Source organism: Zooshikella ganghwensis (assembly GCF_018263875.1).
Classification (GTDB): Bacteria; Pseudomonadota; Gammaproteobacteria; order Pseudomonadales; family Zooshikellaceae; genus Zooshikella; species Zooshikella ganghwensis.
Genome location: NZ_JAEVHG010000037.1, coordinates 1 through 11,547 on the forward strand (window position 1 = coordinate 1; position 11,547 = coordinate 11,547).

The 11,547-nt window shown below is 47.5% G+C and carries 2 protein-coding genes and 1 pseudogene; all 3 read right to left on the minus strand.

The window, feature by feature from the left end:
* Nucleotides 1-8,689: RHS repeat protein (locus KHS79_RS25210; protein ID WP_212722937.1), on the minus strand; the 8,689-nt coding region annotated here is incomplete at its 3' end.
* Nucleotides 8,690-9,348: 659 nt separating this feature from the next.
* Nucleotides 9,349-10,608: a LamG-like jellyroll fold domain-containing protein gene (locus tag KHS79_RS26200; protein WP_267910819.1), complete on the minus strand. Its 1,260-nt coding sequence runs from the start codon at nucleotides 10,606-10,608 to the stop codon at nucleotides 9,349-9,351.
* Between the two features lie 211 nt (nucleotides 10,609-10,819).
* Nucleotides 10,820-11,547: pseudogene (locus KHS79_RS25220) on the minus strand (collagen-like protein); the annotation flags it as partial.

Here is an 11,547-nt window from a genome sequence, read left to right on the forward strand (position 1 = left end):
GGCGTTGTTGAATCAACTGACCCTGGGCGTTATAGCGGAACTCAGTGACCCGTGGCTGATCACTGTTAGCGCCGACGATGGTCTGGGTTTTATTGCCCAGTTGATCGTACTGATGACGCGTCACGACCACCTGGGTACTGACCACGCCTTGCTCGACATCGGTCACTACTCGCACTTCGGGGGAGGTCTCTTCGATCAGCCGACCTTGGGCGTCGTAGGCATAGTGGGTGGTGTGACCATTGCCATCGGTGGCGCTGATCTTGTTGCCCAACGCATCATAGCTGAAGGTGGTGGTGACACCGGCTTGTGTCGTACTCAGGATTTGACCAAAGGCATTCAAGGTATGCTGCTGGACAATGACCTTATCCGAAGCACTGCCTGACCCACCACTCACTGGAGCTTGCAGCTGGCTGATCAGCGCGGTCAGGTCACTCTGTTCAGTGATGGTACCGCCACTGAGATCCAGCGCCTGCTGATACTGATAGGTGCTGACCACCTGGCCAAAGGCATCATAACGGGTTTCGGTGGCGTAGCCTTTGGGATCAATCTGTAACCGCAAGCGGTTATTGGCATCGTAAAAGAAGTAACCGACCTGACCGCGAGGATCAGTGGCCTTGATGATGTTGCCAAAGGCGTCGTAAACGGTGTGGGTCTCATGGCCCAGCGGATCGCGCTCAGCAATCTTGCGCCCCGCCGCATCAAAGGTTTGCTCGCTGGTATACGCCGCTTGCAGGGTGGCGATATCCTCCTCGGTCAGTTCATGCGCGCGCTTAGCCCCACCCGGCCGCGTTTGCCCGTCTGCCGTGGTGACGGTATTGACGATGCCTAACCGCGCACGCTCGGCCAGTGCCCAGTCACTGTCGTCTTGAACCAGGGCCACACCCCGGGCATCGACAATGGCACTGACCCGACCCAGGGCATCATAGCGGTACTGGGTCTCTGCCGCGGCCTCGGTACCCAGCGCGGTGATCTCTGCGATTTTTTGGTTACGCTCATCATAGCGATAGGCGGTGCGACGCTCGGCCTGCATACCCGCCGCTTCGGTTTTTAAGGTCAGGTTGCCAAAGGCATCGTACTGATACTGGGTCTCGTGGCCATTACCATCGGCACTGGGCACGGTTTCCGCGACCAGACGATTCAAGGCATCGTAACGGAAACGGACAATGCGGTCGGCATAGACCAAGGAACGCGACTGGTTAGCACCCAGCGCCATCGGCAACAAGCCACTGTAGCGGTTCTCGAAAATCTTATTGCCAAAGGCATCGTAGTCGAACACCGTCAGGTAACCCTGCTCGGCATCCACCTGCTTCAACTCACGGGTCAATTGACCTTTGCTGTCGTAGTAGAACAGGGTACGGAAATCACCCTCCGTGGTGGCCTGGCGTAAGGCGGTCCGTTGACCGAGGGCATCGTATTCATAGAATTCGGCGCGCAGCTGGCCTGACGCTAACCCCGCCTGCCGCTGGTCCTCACTCAAGCCTAAGGTGACCGCACTGGCCGCCCCAGTAATCAATGCGGTTTTATGGCCGGCCGCATCATAGCGATACACCGTCGCCTGGTCCTGCGCATGACTCAGCCCTGACAAACGCGCAGCAATCTCCGAGGTCGAGCCACCACGTAGTCCTTCATCCAACGCTTGAGCATAACGCACCGTGCGGCGCAACTGGCCCAAGGCGTCGTACTCATGGCCGGTCACATGGCCCAGGGCATCGATTTCCAGTTGAACACGGCCTGCATTATCGTAGGCAGTGTGTGTGGCGACAGCATCTAACCTGCGTACTGCACGCCTGACGCTTGAATAGCTTGGCGCTGCATTGTATTCAACAGGCATGGTGTAGCGTTTGGTGCCTGTCACCTGCCCCAAGGCATCATAGACTTTCTCAGTAACGTAACCTTGTCCATCAATGGTATAAACTTCACGCCCAACTTTGTCATACACATGCTGCTGGAAAACCGCTGTTTCATTGTGCTGGGCAATATGTGCTTCAAGTTGCTCTACGTTCGGGGTTACTGAGTCCAGGCTGATATTAATGGGTGCTTTATACTGCAGACTCGCCACCAGCCGGTCATTCACATCATATTTAAAGGCACTGATGTAACCAGCAGCATCAATTTGATACTGCTTACGACCTAACTCATCATAAATAATTTGGGTGCGCTGCCCTGTTAACGCGCGAGCTTCCTCAGGATTCGCTTTCACCTTTTCAATAGACTGCAAGACATCAGCAGCCATCAGCTGATGCATCTTCTGCGGATCAATATTCAGGTGATCATCGTAATGCAGTGAATATTTGAGGGTAGACGTCAGCCGGCCCACCTCATCATACTGATTAACCGCTACATAACCGGCAGCATCAATAACCACTTCCGGCTGGTTTAGCGCATTGTAAAACTGATAGGTTGTAACCGCAGGGTTATCCTTCAGCCCAGCAGCGACAATGGATAGGTCATGGTTTTCGAGCAGTGCATAAACTTGAGTATCAGCTAATGGATTACTGTAGCGGCTTTCCTGAATCACATTGCCATTGGCATCGTAATGCAGGGCAGTCACCTGCCCCAAGCCATTCACCTTATGGGTGACTTGGCCATCGGCATTGAAAAAGCTAAAGCTCAGGCGGTCATGCTCCGTCAGCTGAGGTAAGCTTCGCGCGGCCAAACGTGCTTCAATGTCACCACGACTTTCAGTACTGGCGAGCAGCTGCTCAGCCAAGCCTTCGACATTAATGGCTTTAGCATAGTGGCGGGTAAGGATTTTTTGCCCCGCCGCATCGTATTTATAGGCGGTAACGCCACCTTGCCCATCGACGCTGTAACGCAGGCGATTATTGACGTCATAGCCAAAGAAACTCTGGCTACCATTCGCATCGGTTTTCACCAGCACATTACCACGAGCATCGTACTGATAACGGGTGGTCAAAGCTAAGCCATCAGGGTCAACTACTTCAGCGACTTTTCGGCCAAGCGCATCATAGTGATAGTGCGTTTGGGCCAACATGCCATGGCGACGGTCACCTTTTTCTACGGCAATCAGCTGCCCCAGCTCATTATACGTTGACCGGGTAATCAGCGATGCTCCACCAAAGCCACTGTCACGCATCACTTCTAGCACACGCCCTGCCGCATCATATTGCATGGTGGTCGATACGCGATCAGGCCCTCGTTGATAAGTAACCTGGCCAAACGCATCCAGCCGGAAGCTGGTAGTGAGTTTTGCACCCTCTGGGTCGACGGTTTCTGACAGCTTACGGCCTGCTGCATCGTAGCTAAACTGACGCTTGATGCCTTGGCTGTCGATGGACTCAACCAGCCACCCCCGCTGGTTATAGACCTTACTCTCTTGCTGCAGCAGATTACCCTGGGCATCCAGCCGCTCAGCGTTGATTTGACGCCCGGCTTCATCATAGGTAAACCGTTGGCGATGACCTTTGGCATCGGTAATTTCCAGCGTTTCACCATGTTGATTGTGCTGGGTTTTGACGGTATGCCCGGCAGGCGAAACCAACGTTACTGTGCGGCTCTGGTCATCAAACTGATACTGAGTTACTTGACCTAATGGATCAGTCACACTGACTTTGCGGCCTAGCGCATCATAACGGTAAGCGGTGGTTTCACCACTATGATTAATCTCCGCGATCACACGATTCAGTCGGTCATAGGCAGTTTGTTGACGGTGATTATCCGCAAATGTTTTAACGGTGAGTCGCCCAAAGGCATCGTATTGGTGATGGGTATCGAGTGTTTTGGTGCCTGCAGCAAGAGTGGTTGAAACCTCAGCGCTCCCCACCAGCTGGCTGATACGACTGACCAAGCCCCGCTGATCATAAGCGGTTTCAGTGACGGCATATTCTCCGTTAGCTGCACGAATGCTTTTTGCCAGCCGGCTCACTTCACCAAAACTGTTATAGGTGAGTCGTGTTTCAGCACCGTCCGCAGCAATGGTATGTCTTTTGCGGCCGGCCTGATCAAAGTCCTGCTGAGTGATACGATCTTTGGGATTGGACTTGATCACTTTTAATTGACGGCTGTTATCCAGTCCACCCGTTAATTCTTTTGAATCAATTAACGTAAAGTAATCAACACGAGTGGTTTGTTCACCAAAGCTGTTATAGCGATACTCGATGACAGACGCTTGCCCCCGGTTATCGACCTGCTGAATGCTGTAACGCAAGCGCTGTTGGTGGTCGTAATAGAAGAAGGTTACAGGTTGACCACCTTCTGTGGTTTTAGGCGCTTGCTGGCGAATTTTTAGCCCTGCTTCGTTATAGATAAACGTGGTGGCATGATCACGCCAAACGGCCTCCCGCGCCGTATCGGTGGTCGCCTCCGCCAAGCGCTTTGCACCTTCAGGCGTTAACTCAGCGATAATACGTCCCTTTTGATCAAAACGTCGCTGGGTAATCTGTGCCTGACTGAACGGCTTGTCTTCACCGGTTAAGGTTTGACTTAGCAGGCCATCAGCATTGTAGGTATAGCGCGTGACGACCCCAAATCGATCCGTACTGGTTTGCTTTCGACCCGCTGTATCATAGGTGATGGATTCAACGCTGTTTGGCTGGTTGGCATGGGTCGCTAGCGTACGCAGCTCTGTTAGGCTTTGCCCCGCATAGTTCACTGACTGATGGTAACAAATCGTTTGAGTGAGCTGACCTAATGCGTTATAGACATTTTCAGAGAGGTAGCCTTCAGCATTAACTGTCGCGGTCAGTTGACCAAAACCATCATAAATAAAGTGCGTTTGCTGATCGGCAACATCCGCTGTTGGACGAATATCCGCTAACTCACGATCAAACTGCTGACTCACATAGTCGACGGCCTTTTGGGCATAGCGAATTTCACGGATTTTTTGCCCAGCTGGGTTATACACATATTCCGTTAAATAACCTGCCGCATCGAGGCTGCCGATAAGTTGCTGGTTATCGTTGTAAAGCTGGTGGCTAAAACGCCCTTTAATATGATCACCGTTAGGATCGGCAAATTTCAGCAGTGGAGTTTGATAGGAATAGCCATCAACCACCACTAAGGCATGGCCTTCTAGTTCAATAGGGGGGTAGCCATCTTTAACGATTTTGATATACAAATCATTGCGGGATGCCACCAGGTCATGCAGTTTTAACTCAATGGATTTGCCATCCGCAGAGCGTTGTGACGCCAGATCAATAAACTGATACTCCGCATTATCTTGCTGAGCCAGTCGATAAGCGATGGTGGTACCAGGTTGGGTCACATCAAGGGGAAGCTTGTCCAGCGGGATGGTGAGCTTACTGTTAACCACAATGCCTTGCTGATCACCCACAGTGTACATGAATGATTCTGATTGTTTGGAGCCATCCAAATAGTGCTTATGGATAGAAATACGGTAGTTGCCGCTATCTAGAGGACGGTCCAACGAGAGGTTGATATTACCCTGATAAAAACGATAACCACGAGGATAGGTGATCGCCTCTGATACTTGTTCATTAGTCTGTGCGTCATCCACATAGACTTGGATGTAATCGATATTATGGGCCTCATCATCAGTGATAACGCCCGTCAGGGAAGCACCGGCAGTGGGCTTGTTGGCAATAATGTGCTGCTCCCACCGCACATTAAGTGGCTGATGACTGGTTTGTGGCACCCACTGAAAACGCGCTGTTTTATGATAGCGGCTGACGTCCCCTGTGCGCTGACCACCGGCTTGTTGATCAATGACGATTTCATAAGAGGTATTGGGGATTAAATCTGTCAGCTCAACCTGGTAAAACCCATCGACAACCGCAATACTTTTTTCAGTAAAGGGTGTGCCTGATTCAAGGTCGGGGCCGACTCTGTCGACAATACGGTATTTCAGTGTATGTTCAGCGCCACTGAGTTCAGCCATATCATCAGCCGGCCAGCGCAGTGTTTGTGACAACACTTGCTGACGGCCTTTTTCCAATACGAAAGTGGGTTTTACAATTGTCGTGCCGTCGTTAAGCTCAACTATCACTGTGGCACGAAAGCGGCCATTACCTGAAATAGCAGGTAACACCAGTTGTCCTTGGTAATCATCAAACTTGTCTGGAAAAGTGCGACTTAACGTTGAGTGTCGTGTTTGTAGGTTATAAAGATCAGCCCGAATATACTTAACCTGTGCCCGTTCCTCTGGGGTTAAGTAATTCAGCAGAATAGTGCCGTTAATATCCGGGTGGTTTTGCTGCTTAATTTCAGTGACATAATCAGGCCAAGGCTTAGCATTGCGTGTCGATGCCTGACTGGTCGCTTCAATATTCGCACCTGAAGTGACTGTTTTCGTGGTTTGGGTGAGTGCACCTAAATGGTATTGCGCATCACTGTGTTCGCTGGCAGGCCAGCGCGTAGTTGTACTGTTATCGACAACAATCGGCGTATAATCACCCAGCTTGGCGAGAATATTGGCTTCAGTCAGTGGCTCAGCAAGCACGTCTGAGTTCAGTGCAGTTTCATAACGCTTTTCACTGACGACCTTACCATAGGCATTATAAGCCCATTCAGTCACCGCACCTGCGCCATCTACTTGAAAACGCTTTTGCCCCTGACTGTTATACACCCAGTATTGATGGCGATCGGCTGTTGGGTTGGCTTTAGGGCGTAGCTTATCAATGTTAAATAAGCTTTCATTGAGTTGCCCAAAAGAGAGCAAACGACGTGTGTCGACTAATGTCTGATACTGAATACTTTCAATCAGCTGACCATTAGCATCATAACGAAATTCAGTTAATGCCCCGACACTGTCAATGCTGGCTACTTTTCTATTGCGCGCATCAAACAGGGTATAACTTCGACTACCTGTTTTATCTTCAGAAGCCACTTGCCGGCCAGCTTTATCATAAAAAAAGCGTACCCGGTTGGTTGCTGTTGTATCAGTCGCCTTTTCTGTACGACTTAATAAGCGTCCTGCGGCATCAAATAATTCGGTTTTAACTAATCCATTACTAAAGGTTGTTGCGACAGTATGTTGCTGATCATCATAACGAAAAACCGTGGTTTGGCCGGCCTTATTGGTTTTACTCAGTACTCGCCCCAAGCCGTCATAGTTAATTGTTTCTGCTACACCCGCCCCATCAATTTTTCGGAGCAGTCGGCCAAACGCATCATACTGAAACGCAGTTTCTTGGGTATTACCCTGGCCATCATGCTGAATAACTTTACCCACCAAACCACGACTGTCGTATAAAGACGTGGTCTGCATAACTTTTTCAGCTTGCTCACTACTCACCAATGCATTTAATTCAGTGACTGTTGGCTGAGCTGCATTTTCACCCTGACGTAACACCAGCTTATTTTTGGGATAGAGAATGCCATTAGTCTGATAGGTTTCAACTAACTGGCCATAGGCATCATAATTTAATCCAGTGATATTGCCTTCAGGGGAAATAACAAAACGCTTAAACCCTTGCTCGTCATAAACATAGCGTTTCGCGACTACATTTTCGGGAATAGCTTTACGCTCGTTATCATTTAAAGGTGCTCGTTCCAGTTGCCAGGTCGCTTCCGCTACCAACTGCTGCTGATCATTATACTGAAAGTGTTTTATATGATGATTAGCATCAAACTCATAAACCAGATTACCCATGACATCAAATTCACGCGTAACCTTATTGCCCAATCCATCAATCACTTCAACGATATTATCTTGCGCATCGTAGCTGTATTGCAGGCTGGTACGCTGACCATCAATGGCTGGCGTTAATACCTTAACAATACGCCCTAAGTCATCAAACTGATAATCCGTTTGCTGGCCTAGTGCATCGGTAACCTGCGTGGTACGGTTGTCAGCGTCATAATGATAGTCTGCGCCTATACCGGTCGCATCACGGTATTGGCTGATGACGTATTTATCGCCAACCTGCTGATAGGTAAACGTCAGCTGCGTGCCATCACTATTGGTTATTTGCTTAATACGTTGACTGTCACCCTCATAGCTATAGGTAGTCTGGTAAATAGCACCATCTTCAACACTATTATCATCAGGTGTGAGGTCTGTAATGACCGTTTCCAAACGACCTAAGTCATCATAACCATACCGCGCTAATGTGCGTTTGATTTGCTGGCTGTTATCGCCGGTATACTCAATTTGAATAGCAGTTAACTTCTGCCCTTCGTAACTTAAGTGCGTTATTTGGCCAGATGCATCTTCAAGCTTAGTCAGCTGGTTATTGTGGTAAGTTAACTGTGTACGATTACCTGCTTTGTCTTCAAGGGCAGTCAACTGGCCTGTGCCATTATAAAATTCTTTTACCCGACTACTGCCTTCTTCCCAGGTCCAGCTTTTCGTTGCCGCATCATAACGGAATACATCATGCGCACCATCACCATCGGCTGTGATATACGCCTTGTGTTGTTCACTGTAGCGGTAAATACTTTCACTACCATCACCATTGCGCTTAACCAACAGTGATCCAGCTTCATTGGGTACCTCTGGCAACTCACTGATATAGCGGTTTAAGCCTAATAACCACGGTTGATTGCGTGGGTCATTACTTTGCCCCTGGCTATTATAAGTTTGTAATAACGAGGTATTGAGTCCCTTACTCGCTAACTCATCCGTATAATGCTGGATAATTAAATTACCGGTATTATGGTTAATAAATACCCGATTATTCCCCTGCCCTAATGCGCTACTCTGCCCATTCAAACCAGTCAGTGAATTGTTGTATAAGCCTAACCCTTGACCCGCAACAACGGCTACCATGATGTATTTACCTTTTCTTCTTAAACTGCACCTTCAGGGTTCTTTGATAGCCATACTCTGTGTTATGAGTATATTTACTTGAATATAGGTTGATTAGCTTGCTTTGATTTACGAATGCAATCGTACATCTTTAGTAAAAAACGCTATCAACTGAACCGCTGACATCTATGTTGAATTCATTTAATACAAAACTAGGCCATGATGATGTATCAAAAACATTCACCATGGCATTACCCATCACAAGGGGTATATTTATATATATCCAGTGATTGGCCAAAAATGTTAAATAAAAAATGAAAAAAAATGAGATTTTTTTTGAAATGATCAAATAAGCAGCAAAAAGCGGTTTTTTTGTATACTATTTACACAGCTACTGCGTTATACATCCACAGCGAAGAGTGAAAAGTTAAGAGTTAAGAGTTAAGAGTTAAGAGTATAATGGTACGAAAGAGTAGTTTTGGATGAACTGGAAAATGGCTAAGCGAATATAACAAGGCTACTTGACCCATCCACAAACACGCCGTGAATCCTTCCCTGGAGACGTGATTGCCGCATCCTTGCGGCAAACAGTTTGCTACGGGTCAAATAGCCTTTCAGCTGATGTGTCGTAGGTTAATATACCGATTTACATAACTGTATGGGACAGACTCAAAACTCCACTATTTTTTAATGCAAACTCTCTCAGATGAGTCCCACGGTTTCCAGTTATAATTCCCTCCAGTAATAATCATTTTCCATCCTTCTTCACAATAACACTGATTATTTTTAATATAGCCAGGTTTAATTGCCTTCAAGATACGGTTATCCCCCCAAGTAGGTTGAGAGCAATACCCCGCTAAACTTCCAGCAGGCAACTGTGAATAATGAGTAGCTACAGGACCTTCTGGCCCCTGAGGCCCTTTAGGACCTTGATCGCCCTTGTCACCTATAGGACCTTGCGGACCTGTTTCCCCTATTGGTCCTTGCTCGCCCTTATCTCCTTTAGCCCCTCTAGGACCCTGTGGGCCAGTTGGGCCTTGCTGACCAGCATCGCCTTTCAGCCCTTGCTCACCTTGAGGACCTCGGTCACCTTTTTCACCCTGGTTTCCTTTATTACCAGGAATACCGGGTGCGCCTTGATTACCTCTGGGTCCTTGTGGACCTTGATAGAACTCAGGAACACAATTAAAACCGACATCAGCTAAACAGCTTGCTTCTATAGAACTTATCGCACGGTTATACACATGGATTTCATCAAGCTCGCCTTGTAGCGGATAAGCAAGTTGCTCTGCTACAGAATTACCAAATACCAGAGGTCCATCTGTTATCAAGTTATCTGGCATACCTAATTTGACGTCTTTTAATCGTTTGCCATTAAGCGCCAAATGCAAACCGTTAGGTTTACCATTATAAGCTAACACTAAATGCTGCCATTTATTTTGATAACGTGGCAACGGATCAAGAGATTCAATACCGCCAATAACACCAGACGCATTTTTAAACATCACCTTCAGCCGGTTATCACTGTCTAAAAACACGACAAATAACGAATCACCTGTTGAGTCGGCCTTTTCTATCAGCACCTGCTTTTCACTAACTTGTTTAGTTTTAAACCATAAGGCAACTGAAAACGGTTGGTTAATATCAAAGGCTTCGCCATCAAAGTTAACCTGCGCAACAAAGGGATTATTTTCTTCTACTTTAAGTGAAGAGCCCTCAACACCCTCATTGCTATAAACTCCCCCACTTAAATCACCCGCACCGTTTTCTAAAAAGTAACCATGATTACCTTGTCCTGAGTAATCCACACCACCTTGCTGGTGTATCCCTGCATCAAAAGACCAAAAACCTATTTCTGCCGAAGTTGGTTCAGCATGAACATTTACAGACACGTGTGAAAACAACGCAGCAGAAATTGCTATTGCTAAAGTTTTTTTCATTATTTACGACCTTATTTCACTTCCCGGATATTTTGTAACCCAACCCTAACCCTCCCCTTATTTAAGGGGAAGGAAAGAAGACGAGTTTTCCCCAACTGCTTATTTAAAAGGGGCATCTTAGCGGAATTAATAATTAATCAAAACGCTTAAAATTATGCACCATCAACTCCTCCCCACTTTTCAAGGGGGAGGTTGGGAGGGGGTTAAATAACTAATCAATTATTGTCAAACGACAGTTGGCTGTATGCCCGAAAGTACTCCATGACACCAGTGAAAAGTCAAGGTTATCATCATGTAAGTCTTTCCAGTTTTTATAACTACTGTCATTAAACCAGCAAGGCTCATTCAGGAAAATATTTTTTCCTGATGCTCCATCACCATTTGTTCCATACCTTCCACTATTAGAGTGTCCATACCATTTTTTCGTTTTTTTATTATAGAAAAACATTGAGTGTTCAAACTTGGTTATGCCTGAATGACTACTATCCCATCCATCAACTCCTAGCCTTAAATAACACCCATCTTCATCACTACATAAATCAATTACATCTTGTTCAGGAATAACAATTGATGTGCCACGCTCGGCTTTTGTCGTATAGTAATGCTTTCTATCAACCGATGAACCTGGTTTACCCTGAGGCCCTATCTCACCTTTTTCACCCTTATCTCCTTTCGTGCCTTGAGTTCCTCGATCACCTTTTACTCCTTGATCACCCTTATCGCCTTTTTCACCTTTTAAACCTTGTGGACCCCTTGGTCCTACAGGTCCAGCATTTCCCTTTTCACCTTTTTCTCCCTGTGGGCCTCTATCTCCTTTTTCGCCCTTATCCCCTCTGGGACCACTTAACCCTGTGGCACCCTGTTCTCCCACTTCTCCACGAGGTCCTCGGTAAAAAGCAGGTACACATTTAAAACCTAACTCCGCTAAGCATTTTGCTT

Excerpts from the sequence above, each read along its gene's own strand:
- KHS79_RS26200 (WP_267910819.1), bottom strand. The coding sequence starts at position 10,608 with ATGAAAAAAACTTTAGCAATAGCAATTTCTGCTGCGTTGTTTTCACAC.